This window comes from Sulfuricurvum sp., from assembly GCF_023229695.1.
Lineage (GTDB): Bacteria > Campylobacterota > Campylobacteria > Campylobacterales > Sulfurimonadaceae > Sulfuricurvum.
The window spans coordinates 1-25,895 of the sequence record NZ_JALNYS010000016.1 but is presented as its reverse complement, the minus strand read 5'-3'; the positions used below and the strand labels follow the sequence as shown (position 1 = coordinate 25,895).

Below are 25,895 nucleotides of genomic sequence, written 5' to 3'. Positions count from 1 at the left end.
TTTCATATCAAGGTACTGTAAAATGGGTTTTAATGATGAACGTTATTTTTTTATGGGAGGCGCTATCGCCTTTTCCCTTTTCGCCTTTCTCCTTTTTCTAATCGGTTTCACGGTTATTTCTTCTGATAAAATAGAAAACTTTGCTCTGCTGGAAAGCCCGTACATATCGATATCAATGACGGATTCGGTATCCGTTCCCTCAGCCATACCTATACCTCCCGTAAAGCCGCAGGTAAGTGAACCGGAACCCGATATCGCTGAAGTGCAACCTGAAGTAACGAAGCCGCAAGAAAAAATTCTTGAGCGTAATTTTGTCTCTACGAAGAGTAAAGGGCAAAATGATCCTAAAGCTGAGAAACAAACTCCCGCCATCTCGGATCTTTTTTCAAGTGTACCTGCACAAAAAACGTCTAAAGTTTCGGATGATTCGGAAAAAAAACTGGAAGTTTTAAATGAGTTCGAACGGCAGATTTCCCGTACAAAACCAACCTCACAACTCGCGGAGAAAGTTAAAAATACTTCTCTGATCAAGCCGGCGGTCAAAATCTTTTCCAATAGCGGATCGACAGGGCCGTTAGTAAACGAGTATCACGCTAAAATTCAGGCTTTAATTTATGCCAACTATTATCCGCCAACAGGCTCACAGGGTCAAAGTGCCCGTGTTAGATTGCAAGTAGACGGGTCCGGTAAGTTGATTGCGTATCGGGTTATTACTTATTCCGGGAATACCCCTTTTAATAACGAAATCGATTTCTTGAAAGAGCGTCTTCGTAATCTGACATTTCCAGCGAATCCTGACGGTAAAAATTCACAATTTGAGATAATTCTGACGGCTAAGGAATAATATGCGATTTTTAGTAGTATGGTGTTTATTTACCGGACTGATCTGGTCTGCTGATGCAACTTTGGAAGTGGTGAAGGGTGTACAGCCGCTCCCCTCCTTGGTCATTGAGGATGGAAGCGCGGTAGAAAATGAAATGTCGCAAAAAATGCATGCAATGCTGAGTGCCGATATGAATGTTATTTCACTTTTTACCCTTAATGAAAATTATTTTCATGTCCCTTACGAAGGGGGAGTTGCAGCTGCAAATAGCACGAATTCTCACTATGTTTTGCGTTTTCGTTTGGCTCCTGATGGGGCAGGAGGGGTGAGGGCCGATGTAAAGCTCCTCCAAAACTCGACAGAGATTTTTGTCAAAACCTATCTTTTAAAACAGAGTGAAATGGCGGTATTTCTCTCTCATTCGATTGCGTATGACATTAACACAAAATTGGGTGGTGCCCCATTGGAATGGATAAAGAGAAAAGTGTTGCTTGTCCGTCTGACTGGGGCGAGACGCTCAGAAATCGTTGCTGCGGATTACACCCTTTCATATCAAAAGGTGCTTCTTAGCGGGGGAATGTTCGGCTTTGCCAAGTGGGCTAATGGGGAACAGACCGATTTTTATTACACGTCGCTCAGTGATTTTAAGCCTACTATTTACAAAATGAGCCTTATCAACGGTAGAAAAGAGAAAATTATTTCATCGGACGGTATGGCGATCTGTTCGGATGTGAATCAAGACGGTACAAAACTATTGATGACGCTTGCACCTACCGGTCAACCGGATATTTATCTTTATGATACGGAAACTCGGGGAAAAATACAGGTCACCGATTTCTCGGGCATCGATGTCAGCGGACAATTTATGAGTAATGACAAAATAGCATTTGTTTCAAACCGATTAGGGTATCCCAATATTTTTTCAAAAGCGATCAACAATTCGTCCGTTACGCAATTGGTATACGAAGGGAAAAGCAACTCCTCGTTTAGCGCCTATCAAGATAATCTGGTATACAAAGCCCGTGACACCTCCGGTATGTACGAGGGGACGACGTTTAATCTTCATCTGCTGTCCCTACGGTCCAATACTCTTCGACCGCTCACTTCAGGCGGTGAAAACGATTTTCCACGATTTTCGGGTGACGGTCAGGCCGTCCTTTTCATTAAACAAGAAGGGGCGCGCAGTTCACTCGGAATTATACGGCTCTCGTATAACAAAAGTTTCTCATTTCCCCTTAAAGTGGGGCGAATTCAATCGATTGATTGGTAGTGTTAACTTTTTTTCGCTACTATAGCACAATTAAAAAATCTGGAGGAGATAGGATGATTAAAAATGTTGCTTTTCTAAGTGCGACGGTAGCAATGTTGATTTTAAGCGGGTGTAGTACCAAAGCGCCTGCAATTGACGCAACGGCGAATGCGAGTACAACGTCTACGGGAACTCAGGCCGATAGTAATGCCGCCACAGCGACAGGAACTGATGCCAATGCGGCTATTACCCCTGTCTCTAATGCAGTTGCACCTACTGCAATCACACCGGTTAGCAATATAGATGCGGGCGCTGCTGCGAGCGCTGCAAATGGTGCAAACGGTTCTGACGGACAATTAATCAGTGTATTATTTGATTTTGACAAGTATAACATTCGTTCGGACATGGAAGGAAGAATGAGTGCCAATGCCGCTTTGCTAAAAACAAAAAGCGTCAAACTGGAAGGTAACTGTGATGAATTCGGAAGCGATGAGTATAATTTCGCTCTTGGCCTACGACGTGCCAGTACGGTGAAAGAGGCTTTGATCAATTCGGGTATGAATGGCGATTCTATCTCTATGGCGAGTCTTGGAGAGGGGAACCCGGTTTGTTTGGAGAAAAACAAAGAGTGCTGGGCAAAAAATCGTCGCGTAGACTTCAAACTTCCCTAAATGCGTCCATTAATCGCATTTCCACTACTGCTTTCTTTGAGTCTATCTGCATCGGAACCTTCGGTTTTCGGTGCAGGTGATCTTAACAATCCTAACCCATACGGTCTTACCAATGAAGAGAAGCTGATACTTGAGAATAAAAAAGAGCTTCAAACGGTTATCCAAAAGCATAATCTTCAAAGTTCAAAAGTTGAATCGGTTTCTGAACGGATTGACGGTTTACAAGGAATTGTTGAAGGTTTGTCCGAAACAAATAATAAGCTGAAATATACTATTCAAAATTTACAAGAGTCTACCTCCCAAGCAGAAATTGCAGATGCAAATCGGACAGAAACGATAACGGATTTGCAAAAACAGGTTATGGCTAATACCGAGAATATCGGGCAGATCAAAGGGCTATTGGAAGAGCTCTCTCGTGTTGTGGATGGGATTCAAACCAACTATGTCACGAAAGAAGATTTTTCGGGATTGATCAAACAGCTGAAGGTAGCCGTTCCGACGACTGGAGCTGTTTTAATGAAAACCGATAATGGGTCCATTGAAAAAGAGGCATATGTGTTGTTCGAGCAAAAAAAATATGTGGACGCACAGCATGCTTTTGAGCTTATGGTGCAAAAAAAGTACAAAATTCCAGAAGCCTATTATATGATAGGGGAAAGCTATTTCGGGCAAAAAAACTACAAAGACGCGATGGTATCGTATAAAGAGAGTGCCGCACGCAATGATAAAGCGCTGTATATGCCTACATTGCTTTTGCATTCGGGTATTTCAATGGAAAAAACAGGGGATACCAACAGCGCAAAAGCTTTTTATCAGGCTACCGTTGTAAAATTCGGCAGCAGCGGAGCAGCGAAAGAGGCAAATGAACGTTTGTCTAAGCTAAAATAGTATTTCGCTCTTTTCAGTCTTAACATAGCTATTTGTGCTAAAATCGCACAATTTTAAAAGAAGGTTCCAAAATGGCAATTGAAAACAATCAAATTGTATCGATCGAATATGAAGTACGTGACGGTGAAACCGTAGTAGATAGCAATGTCGGTGGTCATCCATTAACATTTATGTTTGGTAAAGGTCAAATTATCCCGGGTCTTGAAGCCGGAATTGTCAACATGCAAATCGGTGAAAAAGGTGACGTATTGGTTAAAGCGGCCGATGCGTACGGCGAGTATAATGAAGAGGCTCAGCAAGAACTTCCGCGCGAACAATTTGCCGGTATCGATTTAAATGTCGGTATGACGTTGTACGGTCAAGGCGAAGATGGCGGTACGGTTCAGGTTATGGTTAAAGAGGTTCAAGACGATACGGTAGTTATCGATTTCAATCACCCTTTAGCCGGAAAAAATTTGATGTTTACCGTAACTATTAACACTATACGCGATGCATCACCGGAAGAGGCTATGACAGGTATTCCTGCTGAAAATGCTGTTGATGACAGCGGATGTTGTGGAAGCGGCGGTAATCACGGCTGTGGATGCCACTAATTTTTTAACCGCATCAAGCGCCTCTATCGAGGCGTTTAAAACTGCTAATTTACTCAAAGGACTTGGCGTTAATGCCATGATTTTCGGAGAGCGAGGTACGGGCAAGCTCACTCTGGCCCGTTATATTCTTCCCCATGCCCCTGTTCTTGATGCAAATAATTTTGATGAATTACTCGATGCAATCGAGACGAATCGAGAAGTGATTATTCATCGTATTGATGACGTAGCAAATCTCAAACGGTTAATTGAAACAATCTTAAAGTATAAAACACGTGTTATCGCAACAGGCGGAGGACGTTATACGCAAGAACAGTTGGATGATATTTTCACAATTCGTCTTGCTTTACCCCCTTTATCGGAAAGAGATGAAGATGTACACGTGTTGATTGAAGCTTTTGTGAAAGAAGCCCGTGTGACATTAGGAAAATCCGAACCATTTGATTTGGAAGATTTTGTCCCCGATTTAAGCGAAAATGCCATTTCGCTTCGACGTCAAGTCTACCTTCATTATCTGATTGATGCCATTAGTGAAAATGACCTGATGGGAATCATGGAACGATTTATGGTGGATAAAATGGGAACGTCAAACGATTATCGCCACTTTTTACACCTTTATGAAGTGCCTCTGATCCGGGCGGGGATTAAAAGGTTTAAGTCTCAATTGCAGCTTGCGGACAAATTGGGGTTAAACCGTAATACTTTACGGAAGAAAATTGCAGAACATTCAGCGTATCAGTTAGAAATCAAGGAGAGTTAGTGCCAACAAAAAAAATTGCAATGATTTTCCCCGGACAGGGGAGCCAATCGGTCGGTATGGGGAAGTCGTTTTATGAGAATAGTGCGGTTGCCCGTGAAATGTTTGAAAAAGCGGGCGAGCGCATCGGTATCGATTTTACGAAACTGTTGTTTGAACCCAATGAACAGCTGGACCAAACCGCTTATACCCAACCGGCTATTTTGTTGGTTTCAATGATTGCGTATCGTCTTTTTCAGGAAGCAAACCCAACAACCCCCGTCGTATTATTAGGGCATTCCCTCGGTGAATTTAGTGCGTTGTGTGCAGCCGGAGCGATCGATTATGTGGATGCGGTTGAATTGGTCCACAAACGCGGAGCATTGATGCAAAGTGCATGTGAATCGGTAGAAGCCGGAATGATGGCAATTTTGGGATTGAATGACGATGTTGTTGAAGCGCTTTGCGAACAAGCGCAAAGTGAAGGAAAAAGTGTTTGGCCTGCAAACTTTAATCAAGACGGGCAACTCGTTGTTGCAGGATTGAAAGCTGACTTGCAAGCGATGGAATCAACCTTTAAAGAGGCGGGTGCGAAGCGTGCATTGCTTTTAAATATGTCAATTGCGAGTCACTGTCCTCTCTTGGAATCGGCGCAAGGACCATTGGCGGAAGTTATGGAAAAAATGGTGAGTGACACTTTCATCGCACCGGTGATTTCAAATGTAACAACACAAAAATACGCGACGAAAGAGGAAGCCGTTGCATTGCTGAAAGATCAGCTGATCAAGCCGGTACGCTACAAACAATCGATTGAAGCGATCAACGGTGAAATTGATCTTATGATTGAATTCGGTAACGGTGCAGTTCTGAAAGGGCTGAACAAACGCAATTCACCCAAGAGTGAAACCTACGGTATATCCGATATGGAGTCATTGCAAAAGGTACGTGAAGCGCTCTCATGAAAGTTGCATTGATCCAGTCCTCACCGAAGCTGAACCGTTCCAACCTTTTGAACGTTCTGGAGAGGATTGAGGAAAACAAGGGAGCCGATGTCGTCGTTTTTTCAGAATTGGCACTTAGCGGTTATATGCTCCAAGATAAATTGTTTGAAGATGCCTGGAAAGTAGATGAGTTGGCCGATTTGGCGCAGATGAGCCTCTCTTGCGATATTGTTATCGGTGCAGCATTATGGGATCAGGGTAAAGTTTATAACAGTGCTCTGTATTTTTCGAAAGGTGAGTTGCTCCATATTCATCATAAAAATCATTTGCCGACGTACGGTATGTTTGAAGAGGGGCGCTATTTTTCTGCCGGAGAGGAGATCAGAGCTTTTCTAACTCCTCACGGATCTTCCGTTATGGTGGTATGTGAAGACCTTTGGCGTGCTGAAACAATTGCTGCTATTGCCGCTTCCAAAGCTGAGATTGTTTATGTTCTTGCGGCGTCACCTGCGCGTGATTTCAGTGAAGCGGGGATCGGAATCGAATCCCAATGGGATGCTTTGTTGAAAACGACGGCACTCCTTTCCCACAATTATGTTATTTTTGTGAACCGGGTCGGATTTGAAGACGGACTCGGTTTTTGGGGCGGTAGCCGTATTATCACTCCGATGGGGGAGATCGAGTATAGCCTTTCCCTTTTTGAAGCACAATCGGCTACGGTTGAACTGAACCATCGCCTCCAAAAAGTGGGGCGCTATATAGCAAACTATCTTTGATAGTTGCATAACGTGTTAATGCGGCCGCATTTGGGCAGTGCCCCCCCTTAAGAGACTGAATTTATTTCAAGGATAAAAATGAAAATTGCGATCATGGGCGCTATGCTCGAAGAAGTTGAACCGTTTTTGGAAGTGGCAGAGCATGAACCGCTTTTAGAGTATTTTAAAAAACATACCGATACCGTTTATGGCGGGAATATTTACCATGAAGCCAAATACAAGGGGCTTGATATCGTTTTGGCTTACAGTAAAATCGGAAAAGTCAATGCCGGTTTGACCGCGTCCATGATGATTGAAAAATTCGGTGCCGAGATGCTTCTCTTTAGCGGTGTAGCGGGGGCCGTCAATCCGCAGTTGAAAATCGGCGATTTGATAGCCGCTACCCATTTGTGCCAACATGATTTGGATATTACCGCTTTCGGTCACCCGCACGGATTTGTCCCTGAAGGGAAAGTGTATGTAGAACCTTCACAGCATTTGCTCCATATCGCAAAAGAAGTTGCCGATGAAAAGGGGATCAACCTCAAAGGGGGCATTATCGCTACGGGGGATCAGTTTATCGCCGATCCGGAACGCAAAGAGTGGATCCAAAAAACGTTTGAGGCGGATGCAATTGAGATGGAGGGGGCTGCTGTAGCGGTTATTTGCGATGCATTGAACGTGCCGTTTTTTGTTCTTCGTGCTATCAGTGATACGGCAGATACCGATGCGACATTCGATTTTGATGAATTTCTAAAACACTCTTCCAAGGTAAGCAGCAGTTTTATTTTGGCCATGATTGATAAGATTTCCGATGATTACGCTAAGTAAAAAGATTATGCGCCAGATCGGGCGGACCAATGCGGCGTTTGGTTTGATCGAAGAGGGGGATAAAATTCTTGTCGGACTGAGCGGCGGGAAAGATTCGCTTACGATGATTCACGCGTTAAGAGAGCAGCAACGCCGTGCCCCGTTCAAATTTGAAGTAATCGCCGTAACGGTAACCTATGGAATGGGGGAAGACCTCCGTGCTCTGAGTGAACATTGTGTCGTGCATGATATTCCCCACCGGATATATGAGACGAACACGTATGCGATTGCCGCAGACAAAATTCGTCAAAACTCCTCTTTTTGCAGCTTTTTCTCCCGTATGCGGCGCGGTGCACTTTACAGTGCGGCAAAAGAGTACGGATGCAACAAAGTAGCCCTCGGGCACCATCTTGATGATGCTGCGGAGAGTTTTTTTATGAACTTCATCTATAACGGACATATGCGTGCTCTTGCTCCAAAATATAAGGCAGAAAACGGGTTGATTGTTATCCGTCCTCTGATTCAGTTACGTGAGCGTCAATTGGCCGCATGTGCGATCGAAAACGAGATGCCGACCATCGGCGATGAGGCGTGCCCCTCCATGCGTTTTGATGTCAAAATGCCCCATGCCCGGGCTTCGATGAAAACAATGCTCCATGAGATGGAAGAGAAATATCCCAATCTGTTTGTCTCGATCAACTCGGCATTCGGCCACATCAGCGATGATACCTTTTTCGATCCCGAACGGTTCAATTTATAACGAACGGAGCTATCCGCATCTCTCATATGCGGGAGAGTTTAGAACAAATTTACCACTTTATGATCGGCGCGGCTGAGTGAGAGGCGTGTGATCTCTTCGAGGGTAAACCATTCAAACCCCTCGGGTAAAGTCTCCTCATTCGAGAGGTGGACGTTGGCTTGAAGGGTGAAATGTGTGTAGTGTTGTGTAACCTCTCCTAAATGTTTTAATCGTCTAGTATCTGCCTCTTCACTTTCAAAAAATCCCCATAACCCATGCAAAAATCGTGTCTCCCGCTGCACAAGGGCGTATTTGTCCTCTTTTTGAAAAACAATGATATTTCGGTGTCGAATCGGTTTTACAGAGGAGGTTCTCGGAGCCGGATACGAGAGGGGGGTAGATCTCCCCTGACAGCTCATTGCAAACGGACACAATTCACAAAGGGGTTTTTTCGGTAAACAAATCATGGATCCCAAATCCATCATCGCCTGATTGTATTCAAACGGGTGAGAGGAGTCAAAGAGAGTATGGGCATATTCCCAGAGTTTTTTTTCGTTTCGCTCCGCAACGGCAAAATAGCGGTGCAAAATCCGTTTGACGTTGGCATCGAGAATGGGGAGCCTTTCACGATAGGCGAATGCGGCGACGGCATGGGCGGTAGAGCGTCCGATACCGGGTAGTTTCATCAGTTCATGTGCCGATTCGGGGAGGGCTTTATTGCATTGTCGCGCTGTGGCGAGAAGGTTTCGGGCACGGGTGTAGTAGCCTAATCCTTCCCATTTTTTTAGGACATTATCGAGGCTTGCACGGGCTAAATCTTCCATTGTAGGGAAGGCTTCAAGGAAGGGAAAATAGAACCGTTCAAGGACGGTTTTTACCTGTGTTTGTTGGAGCATGATTTCGCTGACGTATATTTTGTAAGGATCATTTGTACGCCTCCAAGGCAAATCATGTCTGCCGTTTTGCTCATACCAATTTAAAAGGGATTGATGTACTTTTTTATCCATACGCAATTGTAGCCAAATAGACATGTTTTATAAGAGGATCTGATGTATAATATTTTTTAGAAATTTTAAAAAAAGTGCTTTAACTATGGTTGGATCAATAACGCTAAAAAATGGATGCAGTCTACTCAAGCCACTGCTAAAATTGACATTGCTTTTAATCGCTATTGCAAGCAGTTACGTCATGGCAAATGAGTTGCCCAATGTGTGCAGTCGGGATCAGAACGTCAACGAGTTTACCGTTCTAAGCTATCATGAGATAGCCGATAAAAGCGAAACACTGGATACCTCCTATGCGGTTTCCCCGTCAAATTTCGAACAGCAGATACGTTGGCTGATAGAGAGCGGCTACCACTTTATCACGGTAGACGATATCCTGAAATATCGCAAAATCGGCAAGGCGCTGCCCGATAAAGCGGTTTTGATTACGTTTGACGACGGATATCGATCCGTGTATACCAATGCCTATCCCATACTCAAAAAATATCGCATTCCGGCCGTCATCGCACTGGTCGGGAACTGGATGAGGGCCAAAGAGAAAGTCGATTTCGACGGGCACATAATCGATCGCAGCAAGTTTTTAAGCCAATCGGAACTCAAAGAGATGATCAGTAGCGGTCTGGTGGAGATCGCCAGCCACAGCTACGGTTTGCATAAGGGGGTTCAGGGCAATCCGCAGGGGAGTATGCAGCCCGCAGCCACTACCCGCCGATGGCTGGCGGACCAAAAACGGTATGAGGACGAAAAAAGCTACGAGCAGCGCGTTTACAACGATTTACTTGAAAACAGCACCTTTTTAAAACGCTATACGGGACAGAAGCCCCGTGTCATCGTATGGCCATATGGGCGCTACAACATCGAAGTACGCACTATTGCCGAAAAGCTGGGGATGCCGATAGGGTTGACTCTTGATGACGGAAGCAATACCCGCACAACCCCGCTATGGGGGCTGCGCCGTATTCTGGTAGAGGGACGGATGAGTCTTGCGGATCTGGAGATTGACATGTGGGAGCGCAATGCCAATCTGATCGATGATGCCCGTACGACCAAAGCGGCCCATATTGATATCGATTATATCTACGATCCCGATCCGATCCAGCGCGAAAAAAATCTCGGCCTCCTGCTTGAGCGGATCAACAAACTGGGGGTCAATACGGTCTATGTGCAGGCGTTTGCCGATCCCGACGGCGACGGCTCGGCCGACTATGTCTATTTTCGCAACCGCCATATTCCGATGAAGGACGATTTTTTCAACCGCGTAACGTGGCAAATCGCCAAAGCTACGCAGGTTAAACGTATTTATGCCTGGATGCCGATGATGGCCTGGAGATTGCCGCAAAATCACCCTGCAGCCAACGATACGGTCGTGACCCTACAGGTGGATCCGTCCCATCTGAACATGGGATACCACCGCCTCTCCCCGTTTTCTCCGAAAGCGCGGCAAGTGATTGAGGAGATCTATGCCGATTTGGCCAAATCGGCCTACATCTCGGGAATCTTGTTTCATGACGACGTGACCCTCTCCGATTTTGAAGACGACAGTCTCTTTGCCCGTCAACAATACAAAAAATGGGGATTGTCCGAAAATGTCTCCCAAATCCGATCCGATCGAGCGCAGTTTCTAAAATGGACGAAACTCAAAACACGCTATCTGGATGATTTTGCAATAGAGTTAGGGAAAATCGTGAGAAAAGAGCAGCCCGAACTCAAAACGGCACGCAACCTCTACGCACAAGTCGCACTTCATCCCGATGCCGAAGAGTGGTATGCACAAAATCTGGCCCAATCGATTCAAAAATACGACTATACGGCCATTATGGCGATGCCGTACATGGAACAAGCCGATGATCCCAAAGCGTTTTATCAGAAGATCGTCAATCGTGTCAAAGAGGAGCAATGCGGATTGGAGCGTACCGTCATGGAACTGCAATCAGTCAACTGGAGAAAAAACAATGAGCCGATTTCCCGCCAGGAACTCAGTGAAACCATCCGCGATCTATACGCTCAGGGGGTACACCACGTAGCTTATTATCCTGATGATGTCTACACCAACACTCCCGATGCCGATACGATCAATCGGGTTTTTTCAGAAAAAGCGGTACGGATGTTTACAATAACTCCCGGCAGGAGATAAGGATTAGATGATGGATTTTCTCCTGTTTTGGCATTCGCTGTGGCATGTAGTGCTCGCTTTTGTCTTTTATTATCCGTTATTTATGTCGAGTTTATGGATTGTCGGGGCGATCTTTTTTTATTTTAAAAATGAAAAACCCTACTCCAAATACATTATCCCCCCCCTTAGAGAGAAGGAAACCTGGGACGGAGTCAGTATTTTAATCCCCTGCTACAACGAAGGGGTCAATGCGATCGAAACCATCACCTATGCGCTGAATGTCGATTATCCGGAATTCGAAGTGATCGCGATCAACGACGGCAGCAAGGATAATACTCTCGAAATACTGGTCGCTCTGGCACAAGAGAATCCGCGATTAAAAGTGGTTAATCTAGCGGAAAATCAGGGGAAAGCGCTGGGGTTACAGGCGGGAGCTTTGTTGGCAAAATATGAGTATCTGATCTGTATCGACGGGGATGCCCTGATCGACAAACATTGCGTCCACTGGATGGTCAAACATTTCGTCCGCTATCCCGAAGTCGCGGCGGTTACAGGCAACCCGCGAATTCGCAACCGTACAACGCTCTTGGGCAAAATTCAGGTCGGTGAGTTTTCTTCCATTGTCGGGATGATCAAGCGTGCACAGCGCAGTTTTGGGCGCCTTTTTACCGTATCGGGCGTCATTACGGGTTTTAGAAAGGCGGCAGTGCACGAGGTGGGCTACTGGAGCCCGGATATGCTGACCGAAGATATCGACATCACCTGGAAACTTCAGCGCAACGGCTGGGATGTCCGTTTCGAGCCTCGGGCTTTGGTCTGGATTTTGATGCCCGAAACGCTGAGCGGACTTTGGAAACAGCGCCTTCGCTGGGCTATGGGCGGCGTTCAGGTGATGCTTAAAAACTTCAAGGTCTTGTTTCACCCCAAACAGACCCACCTGTGGGGACTCATGACCGAACTGATGCTCAGCACCCTGTGGGCCTACAGCATGGTATTGGTCTTTTTGGTCTGGTTTATCAGCCTCTTTGTTCCCGTCTCCTATCTGATGCCTCAGCGCTCACCGATTCTTCCGGATGAAAGCAGTGTTATTTTGATCGGTGCGTGTCTGATACAGTTTGCGATCAGTAAATGGCTGGACGGCCATTACGATCAGGGGCTGGGCAAAAATTATTTTTGGATGGTCTGGTATCCGTTTGTTTATTGGCTGCTGAATCTGTTTACCGCAGTAACGGCTCTTCCGAAGGTTTTATTCACTAAAAAAGGGCGTGCCCGATGGATCAGTCCGGACAGAGGAGCGCATCAGCAGCTCAAAAAGAGTGATGATACCCCTTTGGATCAAGCGACAAATAAAGGTTAAGAGAGATGGAAACATTAATTATCAATAAACGTCATGATTTGCCACGATCCAAACGAATAATCTGGGATGCGGCAACGGTTGCGCTGTGGTTGGGTTTTTTGTATTTGTGGAAACCGTTACTGATTGTCTTTTACCGAATCATTACGCTAGAAACGCAGCCAGGAGAAATTTCGGATTGGATTTATGAGAACATCAGCAGTGTAACATTTTCGCATGCGGTCTATATGCTCTTGGGAACGCCGATTGTGTTGTTTATCCTCTCACGGCTCAATCGTCATCAGGCACCGAGTGAACATTTGGTGTATGAATCAAGCGATTATGTCGGTTATTTTCAGCTAAAAAAGAGTGAGTTGCAGCAGTGTCTCAATAGTCAATTGGTTACTGTCCACCATGATGATCATGGGCATATCATCCGCTTGGATGATCAAATTGTATAAGGGTGATATCAAAAAAGGGGTGTGATGGTTACGGTGAACGCAATTTTTAGCGATACAATCGAGATCAAAGGGTCTAAATTTATTGCTTTTTTAATGCCGATAACATTTTATGAGGGAGAGATGAAGCGTTTTCGCTCCCTCCATCCCAAGGCGGTCCATTTTGTCAGCGCCACACGAAGCCTCAACGAATACGATCAGATCGTCGAATACAGCGGTGATGACGGCGAACCCAAGGGGACATCGGGAAAACCGACTCTCTCTGTTTTGCAGGGGCATGACCTGATGAATGCGGCAGTGATCACGGTCCGCTATTTCGGCGGGACGAAGCTGGGGCCGGGAGGTTTGGTGCGTGCCTATGCGGAAGCGGCGAATGCGGCGTACGCACAAGCGGAGTTAGTGCCGTATCAAAAACTCTTTATCCAAAAAATCGAATGCAACTACTCGAATGTCTCGATGGTCGAATATGAAAGCACTCAAAAAAATATTCGGATTCTCTCCAAAGAGTTTGGTGAGAGGGGAGCGATTTTTGAGATTGAGGGGACGGGGGAGAAGTTGGAAGAGTTTTTCACCGTTTTGGGACGTTCTATTCAAAAACTCTAGCTTACGTACGATATTATGCTAAAACGTACGTTTATGTTATAGTGCTTTTATTTAGGAGGTGAATTGTGATCATAACACCCTCAAAGTTACGAGAAAATCTTTATAATTTACTTGATTCCGTAATCGAAACCAAAGAGCCTTTGGAAGTGAAACGAAACGGGCAAATTTTGATGATTGTTCCAGAGCATAAAAAAAGCTGACTTAAATCGATACAACCTAAAAAAATCACCTCGTGCAGTGATGATGAACTCATAAATACGTCTTGGAAGGGTGAATGGTAGCCCTTTATTTAGTCTATTGGATCATTAAAAAAGAAAACCCACAAAATACTATATAAAGGTAGAATTAAATATATCCTGCTACTATTTTATTACTACATATAGGTAGAATTAAACAGAGGGGTTGAAATGGCTGAACGTATTACTAAAAATATGGCCAGAAATATTTACTTTGGCGGGGGACTTTTCGCGATTTTGGTATTTACCGGACTGAGCGTTGATACCGTTAAACAAATCCCAAAGCTGAGCCATGATGACAAAATTACCGAGTCAGTCGCTCGGGGAAAAGTGGTATGGGAAGAGAACAATTGTGTCGGTTGCCATACGATCATGGGGGAGGGGGCGTATTATGCTCCGGAACTTGGGAATGCATTTGCTCGTCTTGGTGCCAATGACGAAGCCGCGTTTAAAACATATTTAGCCGGATGGATGGCGGCACAACCGCTCGATACACCTGATAGACGAAAAATGCCACAGTTCCATCTGAGCCCGGAACAAGTGAATCACCTTGCAGACTTTTTGATTTGGACCTCTCGTGTCAACAATCAAGAGTGGCCGCCAAACATTAAAGGATAAGGAAAACTATGAAATATTCATCTCAAATGGTCGCAAAACCATATTTTATTTTTGCACTCATCCTTTTGGCCGGGGAGATTGTTTTCGGCCTTAGTATGGGAGTTCAGTATTTGTACGGGGATTTTTTATTCCCTGCTATCCCTTTTAATGTCCTTCGGATGGTTCATACGAACTTGTTGATTGTTCTTTTGTTGTTCGGGTTTATGGGAGCTACCTATTATCTGATTCCAGAAGAGAGTGAACGTGAATTGTGGAGCCCGATGTTGGCCAAAATTACCTTTTGGGTATTTGCAGTGGCGGGTGTAGCAACAATTTTGGGTTATTTATTGGTCCCTTATGCCACGTTAGCGGAACTAACCTATAACAATCTGTTGCCGACAATGGGGCGTGAGTTTTTAGAACAGCCGACGATTACAAAAATCGGGATTGTTTTGGTCGTCCTTTCGTATATTCTTAATACGACAATGACGGTTATCAAAGGACGTAAGACGACGATATCGGTTATTTTGTTGACGGGTCTTTTTGGGTTGGCATTTTTCTTTTTATTTGCGTTTTATGTCCCTGAAAATCTGGTCATGGATAAATTTTTCTGGTGGTTTGTCGTCCATTTGTGGGTTGAAGCGACGTGGGAACTTATTTTAGGGGCTCTTTTAGCGTTTGTTTTGATTAAAACGACGGGTGTGGACCGTGAGCATATCGATAAATGGCTCTATTTGATTATTGCGATGACGTTGATTTCCGGGCTTGCAGGGACGGGGCATCACTTCTTCTTTATCGGTACTCCGGGGTATTGGTTGTGGATTGGATCGATTGCCTCTGCGGCGGAACCTATCCCCTTTTTCCTGATGATTTTGTTTGCCTACACTATGGCAAGAAATCGTCGTATCCAGCATGACAATAAAATTGCGCTGATATGGGCAAAAGGGACGGCCGTCGTCGGATTTTTGGGAGCGGGTGTCTGGGGCTTTTTGCACACACTCGCCCCGATCAACTACTATACGCACGGGACGCAGCTGACCGCAGCACATGGGCATCTCGCCTTTTTCGGTGCGTATGTGATGATCTGTTTTACATTGATTTCGTATGCGATGCCGATCCTTCGAGGTCGTCCTCATGGAAACGGACCGAAGGCGCAGAGTGTGGAGCTCACCAGTTTTTGGATGATGGTGATCGGTATGATCGGTCTGACGTTGGCATTGACAGCTGCGGGGATCATACAAATACAACTGCAACGGCTTCCCGATGCGGCGGATGCGCTGGATTTCATGAGTGCACAAGCGGCGATTAGCACGGTATATGGTGTTCGATTGGCGTTTGGTGTGATGGTTCTTGTGGGACTATTGACCTATTTTTACAGTTTCTTTGTTAAAGAAGAGAAAGTAACCGCGTAATGGATGAAAAAGTCGGTAAATTTTGGGATCATTATGTCACGAAAAAAGCCTCTCGTCTTTTTAAAGACGAAGAGGTCACCTTTACGGAGATCGCCAAAAGCTTAAAACTCTTTTATCACCTCTTAGGGGGTGAAAAAGGTAAAGAACTCCATATTACCGACAAACGCTCCATCCAAACGTCACGAACACTTTTGGAAAAATTTTCAGGGACGGGTAAAACTTTTTTCCTTGCTTGGCAAGATGAAAAAGGGATTTATCTCCCTGCCTCTCTCGCCTATTTCCCCCTAAAAACACACAATGAGATGCACTATTATTGGCTGATTGCTATGCTCTCTAATGTCACGGTTAATACTCAAAATATATCTTCTGAAAACATGAGAGTGAGTGATCTCCTCATCGAAAAGTATCCCGGATTTCGTGAATTCTATACGTATTGCACTCGCTACTTACGTGAACATTATCCTGAATTATCTACGATTGAACCTTCCCTAGAAGCCTCATCCGTACATAATTATCCCAATCCGTTATGGATTTATCTGCCCCTCTCAAGCTCCAATAAACTCCTCTCAAGCAATGATGAAGAGGAGGTACACAGACAAAGAGATGAGGAGAATAAAACCGAAATCTTGAAAATGAAGAAAAAGAGCGAACAAATCAACGATAAAAAAGAGACGGACGGACTACTCCTCTTTTTACCCGAGTCGATACTGAGCCTGATGGAGCAGGTGAAGGTTGATCGGCAGGAAAATGACAGCTTTGATGCGGATGCCCTCTACAATGCCGAAGATTTAGAGGAGATCACACTGGGGCAAAAAGATGCCAACCTCTCCGCCCGCATCAAAATGGATTTGGATATCTCTGCTAACAGCGTTGAAGAATATCCTCTGGGTAAAGGGCATTTTATCGATGAGTGGGACTATAAAAAAGAGATCTATCTCAAAAACTATGTCTGTATAAAACCCATTATTTCGCTCCATACCGAACCCATCGAATTACCAAAACGACTCCAAAAAATGATGCGGCGGGTCCAAAGCGAACTCGATCTGATGGAACTTGACTGCATTAAAAGAGACAATCTCCCCTACGGTGATGAGATCAATATCGAGTCATGGATCGATTACAAAGGAGATCAAAACCGCTCAAACCATCCACAGCGATTTTTTCAAACGTATGAGAGAAAGATGCGTGATATGTCGACACTAATATTGGCGGATGTTTCCCTCTCCACCGAAGCGGGAATCACGCAAGAGATACGGGTCATCGACATGATACAAGATGCGTTGATGGTGTTCTCCGAATCGCTTCACCGGCTCCGAGATCGGTTTGCCATCTATACTTTTTCCTCGATCAAAAATACCAAGGTCAACTTTCACATCATTAAAAATTTCAAAGAGAGCTACAGTGACCATATTCGCGGTCGGATTCATGCCATAAAACCGGGGTATTACACCCGGATGGGAGCCGGAATACGAGAGAGTGGCAAGATTTTAGAGAAACAACAAAGCGCCAATAAGCTCCTGTTGATTCTTAGTGACGGGAAACCCAATGACGTTGATCGCTACGATGGACGCTATGGGATTGAAGATACGAAAAAAGCGATCGAAGAGGTGAAACAAAAGGGGATCACGCCGTTTTGTATCACGATCGATATCGAGGCGAAAGAGTATCTCCCCTATCTTTTCGGGAGAAACTCCTATGCGGTGATCCGCGATGCCAAAAAACTCCCCAAAGTGTTACCCGAAATTTATATGAACTTGACCAAATAAAAGGAATTTAATTATGTCTAAAACGTACTACTTACCTCAAAGTAACGAAGTTGAGCTTTTCAAGGCGGCGGCTAGGATGAACCTCCCTGTGTTGATCAAAGGACCGACGGGGTGCGGGAAAACCCGATTTGTCGAAGCGATGGGGGAAGAGCTGGGTCGTGATGTGTATACGGTGGTGTGCCACGATGATCTCAGTGCCGCCGATTTGGTGGGTCGCCATTTGATCGATGAAAACGGGACCTATTGGCAAGACGGCCCATTGACGAAGGCGGTGCGTAACGGCGGAATTTGCTATCTGGATGAGATTATCGAAGCGCGCAAAGATACGACGGTTGTTATACACTCCCTTGCCGATTATCGCCGAGTTCTCCCGATCGATCGAACCGGTGAAGTGATCACGGCTCATCCTGATTTTATGCTCGTGGTATCCTACAATCCCGGATATCAAAATGTATTAAAAGGGATGAAACCCAGCACCAAGCAACGCTTTATCTCCCTTACGTTTAACTATCCAAAGGCGGAGATAGAGAGAGAGGTTATCGTCAAAGAGAGTGGAGTAGATCAAAAGATCGCGCAAAAGCTGGTGGCAATTGCGGGTGAAATACGCCAGCTGAGTGACAGCGATATTCAAGAAGCGGTATCGACACGATTGCTTATTTACGCCGGAAAATTGATTACCCACGGGTTTGATCCCTACCAAGCGTGCATGCACTCGATTGTTGAATCGCTTAGTGATGAAGAGGATGTGTTAGCGGTGCTTGAAAAGCTGATATCACTTCATTTTGCAAAAAATGCAAAGTTTTAAGCCGGTTATAATTTTGTCTCTTTATTATCTATGAGTGAAGCCAGCGTCGTAGTGGTGAGCATCGTCTCAATCAGCTCTTTGGGCCGAACCCATTGCTCATGCAAAGCACAAGGGTTCGAGGCATCGCATTTCTCAAACCCCAAGATACACCGTTCATGCTCCAACGGCTCTCCAATCGCTTCGAGGATATCACACAGGCGAATTTGATCCGCATTTTTAGCTAAACTTATCCCCCCCTCACGACCGCGAGAGGCGTTGACTAGCCCTTTTTTTACCAAATCTGTTACCATTTTGGTGAGATATTTGTAGGGAAGATCGAGCTCCTGGTGGAGAACATTGACGGAGTGGGATCTCTCGTGATGACGGTAGAGATATGATAATACCCGAATAGCGTATTCAGCGGTTTTGGTAAAATGCATCGATGTTCCTTTGTGCGGAAGATTCTTTGATGGTGCTTGGCACGGGTTGTAATCCATAAGTAACTAAGTCGTTACTCTTTGCTCCACAACTTCTCATTAAGTTTCAACTCTTCCACCAATCCGATCGTGTTGCGCAGGGTATTGACGTATTCCATCGCCTGTTTATAATCCAAGAGTGAGGTAAAAACAGCCGGTTCGAACAAATCTTTTCCCGTACCGATCGCGACGTGAATATGGTTGTGGACAAACGAAACAAAGAGGGGATGGGAGACCTTTTTTTGGAAGTCGAGCAGCCGTTTCATCATCGAATGAGAGAGGATGTAGCGAGCTTCGATCGGGTCGTTTCCGTAGACGACGAAATGTTTTTCGAATTCGGGATCATCCAGACGGATCAGGTCGTCGCGGGAAAAATTGATCGACTGGAGCCATCCGCCGATTAGGGAGCCGAAACTTTTTTCCGCCTGATCGGGAAGAATCACCGTTTTGCTTTTGAAGTGTTTGTTGAATTCGGCGACGAGAAACAGCCCGCGAAAGAGGGTGTGCCATTGGGTACGCCCTTTGGAATCGCGGGTCTGGTACTCGGCATGAACGTCGGAGAATTCGATTGCGGTGCCGTCGATGGAGCCTTTGACGTAATCGTTGCCGCTGTAGCGGTCGATGGAGTGGTTAAAAAGATTGGAGCGTTCAAAGAGATACCGGGAGATCATAAAATCGGGGTTATAAAGCAAAAGCGGATCAATCGCTCCGATGAGTGGGGTAATCACTCTGGCTTTGAAATCACGCGCGTACCCTTGCGTCATAAAACGGTAGGTAATCGACGCAAGGGCGACAAATCCGATCGTGACGGCCATCATCAGAGGGTGGAAGAGGCCGAAGTTTTTTCCCATCCATAGGGCCGCAAGGGCAAAAACAACGATGCCCATCCCCCCGTACCATTGGAGCTGCGAAACGATCCGTTTTCGGGTCTCTTCGAGTTCCTTGAGGCTGGGGTAGAGCTCTTTGTAGTAAAAATCTGTCAGTTCCGATGTCGATTTCATGGACGGCTAAATAAATGGCTTACGTTAACGTTTTGCCGTTCCGCTACGGTGATTTCGAACACCGCGCGGCGGCTGAGATTCATCCATCCGGCCATCAGATTGGTCGGAAACATTTCGATCGCGTTGTTCAGATCGGTAACCGATTGATTGTAAGCGCGGCGGGCGGCGGAGATTTGCTCTTCGATCTCGTTCAGACTGCGTTGGAGGTGCATGACGTTTTCGTTGGCTTTGAGATCGGGATAGGCCTCCATCGCGACGGTGATCGAGCCTAGCGCGGCGGTCAGTTTCGCATCCAGAGCGATTTTCTGATCGTTGCTGATTCCCGGTTTCATCGCCTCTGCACGGAGTGCGGTCACCTTTTCGAGGGTCGATTTTTCGTGTTCCATATACCGTTCGACCGATGCGACGAGGTTGGGGATGAGGTCAAACCTTTTTTTAAGGACGGCATCGACGCCGGCAAAGATATTTTCCACCTGATTCTTTTTGCCAATGAGCGAATTGTACATGAGGACGGCTATGAGGATGAGTACACCGATGATGATAATAACGGCTGTCATTGAGATTCCTTGTTTTGGATAATAATTATTTATTCTAAGGGAAGTTTTCTAAAAGGGGGATTATAGTTCGCAAATATTCGACATTGGTACGGTAACTTTGGCGGATACTAAAAGAGAAGGGGAAATAATGAAAAAAATTTTGGTATGCAGTGCGCTTTGTATTGCTGCTTTCGGTGCTGAAGCGACAAGCTTGACCAAACAAAGTGAGCCGCCGAGTAAAAAAGAGAAGCTTTCGCCCCCTCCTAAGGGGGCAAGCAAAACGATTGAAGCTTCAAAAACAGAGCAATCGGAGGTAAAATTTAAATTTCAATCCTATCCGCGCGGAAACATCGCTACCCATTAAAACATTTACAGACGTTACGCACTTTCCGGGCAAAGCCCGTAAAGTGGCAGGGACAGATGTCCCCTGCACCCCCCTGAAGCTACCCGCATCTTTCGGATGCGAGAGATTACTAACCTTGTCGCACTTGTTTAGACAAGGTGCGTAAGGTCAGTTATTTATCCATCAGCGGGTAGCTCTCTATACCACAATAGGAGTGCGATGATGTTCCCTACATAGCCGCAGGCCATGTCTTTTTGCGTATCCCATCCATCTCCTTGCATCCCCAAAAATGCGGTACCAAGCTCCGGATGGGTTACTTCGGCAGCTCCCCACTCGATCACTTCGTACATCCCCGAAGCGGCAGTGAGAAACATAACTGTAAAAAGAATCGTTTGCCGTTTCGATTTTTGGAAGCTAAAAAATAATTCATAAAACGGCATAAAAAGTAAAAATCCGAAGAAAAAATGGATCAGCCGGTCGTAATGGTTGCGTTCAAAGGCGAAAAAATCGGTGATCGGTGAGAACCAAGGGACTTCGCTATAGGTATAATGTGCGCCGATAGCGTGCAAAACAAAAAAGAGAAAGAGCATCCAGAGACTGTTACGGGAAAATCGGATCCGTTTATCGGCCCAGAGTATCATCGGAACGGTGATAAATACGATTATATTTTCAAGGAGCCAGTCGCTGCGATAGGATGGAGCATAGGCCAAAACAATCCAGATTAACAGATACAGTACAAACAATGTGCGATTGAGTTTCATGAAAGAATCATAACATAGGGAGAGAAAAATAGGGGTAAAATAGGTGGCGCAGCGGACGGGACTCGAACCCGCGACCTCCTGCGTGACAGGCAGGCATTCTAACCAACTGAACTACCGCTGCAACCTAAAATAATGGTGGGAATTACAAGACTCGAACTTGTGACATCTACCTTGTAAGGGTAGCGCTCTACCAACTGAGCTAAACTCCCAAAATTTATCTTTTTTTCTTGATACTTCGTCAAACTCATTTTTTTATTTCGTTACGTACTTGATGTACGCTGCCTCATTCAAAAATTTCGTTTTCCTCGTCTGAAGAAAAAAATCTGAAATTTTAAAAAAATCAAATAACGTGGCGCAGCGGACGGGACTCGAACCCGCGACCTCCTGCGTGACAGGCAGGCATTCTAACCAACTGAACTACCGCTGCAGCGCCAAATAAATGGTGGGAATTACAAGACTCGAACTTGTGACATCTACCTTGTAAGGGTAGCGCTCTACCAACTGAGCTAAACTCCCGCAATTTTCTTTTTATGTAAAGAAAAAAATAACTATTCGAACAAGTGGCGACCCCTAAAGGATTTGAACCTCTGTTCCTACCATGAAGTGATAGTGTCCTTGGCCACTAGACGAAAGGGTCACTTGAAATAATCCCATGGTGTCCCGTGATGGATTCGAACCATCGACCCCCTCATTAAAAGTGAGATGCTCTACCGGCTGAGCTAACGAGACCTCAATCAATCTCCAAATGCGGCGATTGTGAGGGCGAAATTATAGGGGAAAAGTTTTCTTTTGTCAAGGGCAAAATGGGCTAATGTGCAAAGAAAAGCTCTCGGTCGATATTTAAAAACATTTTTATTGCCATTAAAACGCTTTGTTCCTGAATGTAATTGCGGTCACCTTCAAAATGGAACCGTTCCGTATGGACCGAAGTTTTAGAGCGTGCGCTGATATAGACGGTTCCGACGGGTTTGCTGTCTGTTCCTCCGGTAGGGCCGGCAACACCGCTGATTGCAATGGAAAAATCGCCGTAACTGACGTTCATCGCCCCTTCCGACATTTGAAGGACAACTTCGGCACTGACGGCACCGTATGCGTTGATCGATTCGTCATCGACGGCGAGCCAGTTGGCTTTCAATGTATTGGAATACGTGATCAGTGATCCCTCATAAATAGCGGATGAGCCGCTGTGAGAGGTGAAAAAATAGGCCAACAGACCGCCGCTGCAGCTTTCGGCGAAAGAGAGTTTTTTATGATTTTTAGCGAGGCGTTCGATGATAAATGCGGCAATATTGCCCGCGCTGATCACTTTATGGTGCATCAGCCCTTTTGCGGAAGCGATAAATTGGGAGAGATTTCCGTGCCGTCGCGTATGAATTTTAATTTTTATCCACCCCTCGATGAGTTCGCTGAATTCAAGCCGGACATCAAAATTCTGGGCTAGAGGTTCAAGAAGGGTTTGAGCGCTGTTGAGTTCCTCGTTAAAAAGATGGATAACGGCGCTTCGCTGCTCATCTTCAATCAGAATCTGGGGGAGCATTTTCCCCTCTTGTGCCAAAATAACATTAATTTCAGAGGTGTTGTGGCTGAGAAGGTAGCTCCCTTTTTCCAGTATGCTGGCACGCGATGGGATCAGCATATGCTCTTTAAGAATCTGATTGTCGGCGGTCACGGTGCTCAGAAGCTTTCCGACAATCGTAAAGGTGTTTTTTGTTGTGATAATAATTAGTTTGGATTCATTTTTTAAAAGCGATTCCAGATGTAAAAAGAGCCCTTTGTCGGATTCGTCAAAATAGGAGACGGAATCGATCGAGGTAAGATGATTTTTAATATTTCGGAGGATATAACGTTCAAATGATTCATTGAGTGTTAGACGGTTACCTACAAAAATGATATCCCGCTTCATGCTTTTGCTCCTTGTAAATTTGGGGTAGTATAGCATAGTGACAGCAAAATTTAATCCCCTAATGGATATAATGCACCATTTTTAATACGCTGATTATCTAAGGCACATAATGGATTACAAAGAGACCCTCCTATTACCCCAAACCCCGTTTCCGATGCGTGGAAATCTGGTTCAAAATGAGCCTGTACGCTACCGTGCATGGATTGCTGCTGACGTTTACGGAAAGATGAAGGCTGCTCGAAAAGGGGCAGAACCGTTTACTCTGCATGACGGTCCCCCCTATGCCAACGGCCACACTCATATCGGTCACGCGCTCAATAAAATTTTGAAAGACATTATTGTCAAATATCACTATTTTAACGGTAAATCGGTCCGTTTTACCCCGGGTTGGGATTGTCACGGTCTCCCGATCGAACAGCAGGTTGAGAAGAAACTGGGCGGAAAGCAGAAAAAAGAGCTTCTCAGCACCGCAGAAGTGCGCCAAATGTGCCGTGAGCATGCCGGCGAATTTGTCGATATCCAGCGTGAAGAGTTCAAAAAACTGGGGGTGATTGCCGATTGGGAAAAACCGTATTTAACGATGGATTCCAAATTTGAAGCGAACATCTACCGGACTCTTTGTGCGGTGGCAAAGAAAGGGCTTTTGATTGAGCGTTCCAAACCCGTTTATTGGAGTTGGGCGGAGCGCACCGCACTCGCCGAAGCGGAAGTGGAGTATGAGGACAAAGAGGATTACTCCATCTACGTCGCGTTTGAACTCAGTGATGAAGCTAAAATACGCGCCGGTATCGAAGGAGACGCCGCCATCGTTATCTGGACGACGACACCTTGGACGTTGCCTGCCAATACGGGGATTTCTCTCAACCCGGATGAGATTTATGTTCGTACTAGTGATGGTTACATTGTTGCCGAAAAACGGTATAACGCTCTGATAGAAGAGGGTGTTTTTAACGGTACCGTCATTCAAAAAATTGAAGCGACAACGTTCGAAAATCTTTATGCGATCAATCCTCTCAACGGCCGTGGTTCACACGTGGTTTTGGGTGAGCATGTTTTGATGGAGAACGGTTCGGGATGTGTTCACACCGCACCGGGACACGGGGAAGACGACTACCGTATCGGCCTTCGCTACAACCTCGAAGTGGTGATGCCGGTTGATGAGACGGGATGTTATGACGCTACGCTCGTTAAAGAGAAACTCCTTCCGGATCCCGAAACGTTTGTCGGTATGCATATTTTTAAAGCCAACGAACCGATTATCGCTTTGTTGGGCGAAGCGGCGTTGAAAGTCTCTAAATTCCGCCACTCTTATCCTCACTGCTGGAGAAGCCATACGCCGCTTATCTACCGTGCGACGAAGCAATGGTTTATCAGCGTGGACGGAACTCCGGACGGTGAGAGCAAAACCTTGCGTGAAATCGCGCAGGCGGAAGTGGCCAAAACAGCATTTTATCCCGAATCGGGACGCAACCGTTTGGGCTCTATGGTCGAAAACCGTCCCGACTGGTGTATTTCACGACAGCGCGACTGGGGGGTTCCGATCGCTTTTTTTCGTGTTAAAGCGACCGGTGAAGTGATTTTGGATGAGAAAGTACTCAACTTTATCGCGATGATTTTCGAGATGCACAGCACTGACGCATGGTACTCCATGGGTATCGATGAGCTCCTCTATCCGGGATGTGCTTACAAGGCCGACGAACTTGAAAAAGTATCCGATATCCTTGACGTTTGGTTCGACAGCGGTTCGACGTGGAATGCGGTTCTTAAATCGCGCAACTACGATGCGGGAACTTATCCGGCCGATTTGTACATCGAAGGGTCCGATCAGCACCGAGGATGGTTTCAATCCTCTCTCTTTTTGAGTACGGCGGTGGAACATATCGCACCGTACAAAGCGCTTCTGACCCACGGATTTACGGTGGACGAGAAGGGTGAGAAGATGTCGAAATCCAAAGGGAACGTCGTCGCTCCCGAGACGGTCCTCAAAGAGTACGGTTCAGAGATTTTACGTCTGTGGGTTGCGATGAGCGACTATCAGGGGGATTTGAAAATTTCGGCGAATATCCTCAAACAGACGGCGGAGCAATACCGTAAACTGCGCAATACGTTCCGTATTATGCTGGCCAATCTTGACGGATTGGAAGCCATCGTCCCCTACAGTGAAATGGGGGAGATCGATAAATGGATCGTGGCCAAAGCCAAAGAGGTGTTTGATGAAACCCATCGTCTGTTCGGGGAATACAATTTCGTCCACGGGATGAGCGCTCTGAATTATTTCATCGTCAATGAGCTGAGCGGTATTTACATCGACATTACCAAAGATCGTATGTATTGTGACGCGGCCAACTCAAGCGAACGCCGCTCTAC

General features: G+C 45.7%; 26 protein-coding genes and 6 tRNA genes. 20 read left to right on the top strand and 12 right to left on the bottom strand.

Going from position 1 to position 25,895, the window contains the following annotated elements; translation table 11 throughout:
- The first annotated feature begins 22 nt into the window (after positions 1-22).
- The 10 genes from M0P91_RS11670 (at position 23) to M0P91_RS11625 (ending at position 8,223) form a co-directional block, all read left to right on the top strand.
- The gene (locus M0P91_RS11670; protein ID WP_295067530.1) at positions 23-844 is read left to right on the top strand and encodes a TonB C-terminal domain-containing protein; all 822 of its coding nucleotides are present in this window, start codon (positions 23-25) and stop codon (positions 842-844) included.
- A gap of 1 nt (position 845) precedes the next feature.
- Positions 846-2,093: a Tol-Pal system protein TolB gene (tolB, locus tag M0P91_RS11665; protein WP_295067528.1), complete on the top strand. Its 1,248-nt coding sequence runs from the start codon at positions 846-848 to the stop codon at positions 2,091-2,093.
- Between the two features lie 53 nt (positions 2,094-2,146).
- Positions 2,147-2,743, top strand: a complete 597-nt coding sequence (locus tag M0P91_RS11660; protein ID WP_295067526.1) for an OmpA family protein — start codon at positions 2,147-2,149, stop codon at positions 2,741-2,743.
- Complete coding sequence (locus M0P91_RS11655; RefSeq protein WP_295067523.1) at positions 2,744-3,631, top strand: tetratricopeptide repeat protein; 888 nt, start codon at positions 2,744-2,746, stop codon at positions 3,629-3,631.
- A 71-nt stretch (positions 3,632-3,702) separates the two neighbouring features.
- Complete coding sequence (locus M0P91_RS11650) at positions 3,703-4,224, top strand: peptidylprolyl isomerase (protein ID WP_295067520.1); 522 nt, start codon at positions 3,703-3,705, stop codon at positions 4,222-4,224.
- Positions 4,172-4,981 (top strand): Fis family transcriptional regulator, encoded by an 810-nt coding sequence (locus M0P91_RS11645; RefSeq protein WP_295067518.1) that lies wholly within the window; start codon positions 4,172-4,174, stop codon positions 4,979-4,981. Before M0P91_RS11650 ends, M0P91_RS11645 begins: the two co-directional genes overlap by 53 nt.
- A gap of 20 nt (positions 4,982-5,001) precedes the next feature.
- Positions 5,002-5,919, top strand: a complete 918-nt coding sequence (gene fabD / locus M0P91_RS11640; protein ID WP_295067699.1) for an ACP S-malonyltransferase — start codon at positions 5,002-5,004, stop codon at positions 5,917-5,919.
- Positions 5,916-6,674, top strand: a complete 759-nt coding sequence (locus M0P91_RS11635) for a nitrilase-related carbon-nitrogen hydrolase (RefSeq protein WP_295067515.1) — start codon at positions 5,916-5,918, stop codon at positions 6,672-6,674. Before fabD ends, M0P91_RS11635 begins: the two co-directional genes overlap by 4 nt.
- Before the next feature lie 78 nt (positions 6,675-6,752).
- Entirely contained in the window at positions 6,753-7,484 is a 732-nt protein-coding gene (locus M0P91_RS11630) for a 5'-methylthioadenosine/adenosylhomocysteine nucleosidase (RefSeq protein ID WP_295067513.1), read from the top strand.
- Entirely contained in the window at positions 7,468-8,223 is a 756-nt protein-coding gene (locus M0P91_RS11625) for an ATP-binding protein (protein WP_295067511.1), read from the top strand. Before M0P91_RS11630 ends, M0P91_RS11625 begins: the two co-directional genes overlap by 17 nt.
- Before the next feature lie 38 nt (positions 8,224-8,261).
- Here the strand turns inward: M0P91_RS11625 and mutY are convergent, their stop codons facing one another.
- A complete protein-coding gene (gene mutY, locus M0P91_RS11620; RefSeq protein WP_295067508.1) occupies positions 8,262-9,209 on the bottom strand; it encodes an A/G-specific adenine glycosylase in 948 nt (315 codons plus the stop codon).
- A gap of 181 nt (positions 9,210-9,390) precedes the next feature.
- Here mutY and pgaB point away from each other — a divergent pair, with 181 nt between their 5' ends.
- From pgaB to M0P91_RS11580, 8 genes are all read left to right on the top strand, one after another.
- Positions 9,391-11,340, top strand: coding sequence for a poly-beta-1,6-N-acetyl-D-glucosamine N-deacetylase PgaB (gene pgaB / locus M0P91_RS11615; RefSeq protein ID WP_295067504.1), 1,950 nt, complete (start codon positions 9,391-9,393; stop codon positions 11,338-11,340).
- A 7-nt stretch (positions 11,341-11,347) separates the two neighbouring features.
- Positions 11,348-12,676, top strand: a complete 1,329-nt coding sequence (gene pgaC, locus M0P91_RS11610; protein WP_295067501.1) for a poly-beta-1,6-N-acetyl-D-glucosamine synthase — start codon at positions 11,348-11,350, stop codon at positions 12,674-12,676.
- Between the two features lie 5 nt (positions 12,677-12,681).
- Positions 12,682-13,113 (top strand): poly-beta-1,6-N-acetyl-D-glucosamine biosynthesis protein PgaD, encoded by a 432-nt coding sequence (pgaD, locus tag M0P91_RS11605; protein ID WP_295067498.1) that lies wholly within the window; start codon positions 12,682-12,684, stop codon positions 13,111-13,113.
- 24 nt (positions 13,114-13,137) lie between these two features.
- On the top strand, positions 13,138-13,713 hold the full coding sequence (locus M0P91_RS11600) for a YigZ family protein (RefSeq protein ID WP_295067496.1): 576 nt from the start codon (positions 13,138-13,140) through the stop codon (positions 13,711-13,713).
- 407 nt (positions 13,714-14,120) lie between these two features.
- On the top strand, positions 14,121-14,567 hold the full coding sequence (locus M0P91_RS11595; protein WP_295067493.1) for a cytochrome c: 447 nt from the start codon (positions 14,121-14,123) through the stop codon (positions 14,565-14,567).
- Positions 14,568-14,575: 8 nt separating this feature from the next.
- Positions 14,576-15,958: a cbb3-type cytochrome c oxidase subunit I gene (locus M0P91_RS11590; RefSeq protein ID WP_295067490.1), complete on the top strand. Its 1,383-nt coding sequence runs from the start codon at positions 14,576-14,578 to the stop codon at positions 15,956-15,958.
- Positions 15,958-17,724, top strand: coding sequence for a VWA domain-containing protein (locus M0P91_RS11585; protein WP_295067487.1), 1,767 nt, complete (start codon positions 15,958-15,960; stop codon positions 17,722-17,724). The genes M0P91_RS11590 and M0P91_RS11585 overlap by 1 nt, the downstream gene beginning before the upstream one ends.
- Before the next feature lie 13 nt (positions 17,725-17,737).
- Positions 17,738-18,529, top strand: a complete 792-nt coding sequence (locus M0P91_RS11580) for a CbbQ/NirQ/NorQ/GpvN family protein (RefSeq protein WP_295067484.1) — start codon at positions 17,738-17,740, stop codon at positions 18,527-18,529.
- Positions 18,530-18,534: 5 nt separating this feature from the next.
- Here M0P91_RS11580 and M0P91_RS11575 read toward each other — a convergent pair whose 3' ends face one another.
- From M0P91_RS11575 to M0P91_RS11565, 3 genes are all read right to left on the bottom strand, one after another.
- Positions 18,535-18,948 carry an Rrf2 family transcriptional regulator gene (locus tag M0P91_RS11575; protein ID WP_295067481.1) on the bottom strand — a complete coding sequence of 138 codons (414 nt, stop codon included), beginning with the start codon at positions 18,946-18,948 and terminating at the stop codon, positions 18,535-18,537.
- A gap of 71 nt (positions 18,949-19,019) precedes the next feature.
- The gene (locus M0P91_RS11570) at positions 19,020-19,985 is read right to left on the bottom strand and encodes a DUF3137 domain-containing protein (protein ID WP_295067478.1); all 966 of its coding nucleotides are present in this window, start codon (positions 19,983-19,985) and stop codon (positions 19,020-19,022) included.
- On the bottom strand, positions 19,982-20,542 hold the full coding sequence (locus M0P91_RS11565; protein WP_295067475.1) for a LemA family protein: 561 nt from the start codon (positions 20,540-20,542) through the stop codon (positions 19,982-19,984). Before M0P91_RS11565 ends, M0P91_RS11570 begins: the two co-directional genes overlap by 4 nt.
- A gap of 127 nt (positions 20,543-20,669) precedes the next feature.
- Between M0P91_RS11565 and M0P91_RS11560 the strand changes: the two genes are divergently transcribed.
- On the top strand, positions 20,670-20,885 hold the full coding sequence (locus tag M0P91_RS11560; protein ID WP_295067472.1) for a hypothetical protein: 216 nt from the start codon (positions 20,670-20,672) through the stop codon (positions 20,883-20,885).
- 155 nt (positions 20,886-21,040) lie between these two features.
- Here the strand turns inward: M0P91_RS11560 and M0P91_RS11555 are convergent, their stop codons facing one another.
- From M0P91_RS11555 to M0P91_RS11520, 8 genes are all read right to left on the bottom strand, one after another.
- The gene (locus M0P91_RS11555; RefSeq protein ID WP_295067469.1) at positions 21,041-21,625 is read right to left on the bottom strand and encodes a DUF2238 domain-containing protein; all 585 of its coding nucleotides are present in this window, start codon (positions 21,623-21,625) and stop codon (positions 21,041-21,043) included.
- Positions 21,626-21,669: 44 nt separating this feature from the next.
- Positions 21,670-21,746 (bottom strand) — tRNA-Asp (locus M0P91_RS11550).
- A 12-nt stretch (positions 21,747-21,758) separates the two neighbouring features.
- A tRNA-Val gene (locus M0P91_RS11545) sits at positions 21,759-21,834 on the bottom strand.
- Positions 21,835-21,975: 141 nt separating this feature from the next.
- A tRNA-Asp gene (locus M0P91_RS11540) sits at positions 21,976-22,052 on the bottom strand.
- A gap of 13 nt (positions 22,053-22,065) precedes the next feature.
- Positions 22,066-22,141: transfer RNA gene (locus M0P91_RS11535), tRNA-Val, on the bottom strand.
- Between the two features lie 45 nt (positions 22,142-22,186).
- Positions 22,187-22,262 (bottom strand) — tRNA-Glu (locus M0P91_RS11530).
- 16 nt (positions 22,263-22,278) lie between these two features.
- Positions 22,279-22,354 (bottom strand) — tRNA-Lys (locus M0P91_RS11525).
- Positions 22,355-22,433: 79 nt separating this feature from the next.
- The gene (locus M0P91_RS11520; protein ID WP_295067466.1) at positions 22,434-23,528 is read right to left on the bottom strand and encodes a CinA family protein; all 1,095 of its coding nucleotides are present in this window, start codon (positions 23,526-23,528) and stop codon (positions 22,434-22,436) included.
- A 109-nt stretch (positions 23,529-23,637) separates the two neighbouring features.
- On the opposite strand from M0P91_RS11520, the gene ileS reads away from it, so the two are divergent.
- Positions 23,638-25,895: isoleucine--tRNA ligase (gene ileS / locus M0P91_RS11515; protein WP_295067464.1), on the top strand; the 2,258-nt coding region annotated here is incomplete at its 3' end.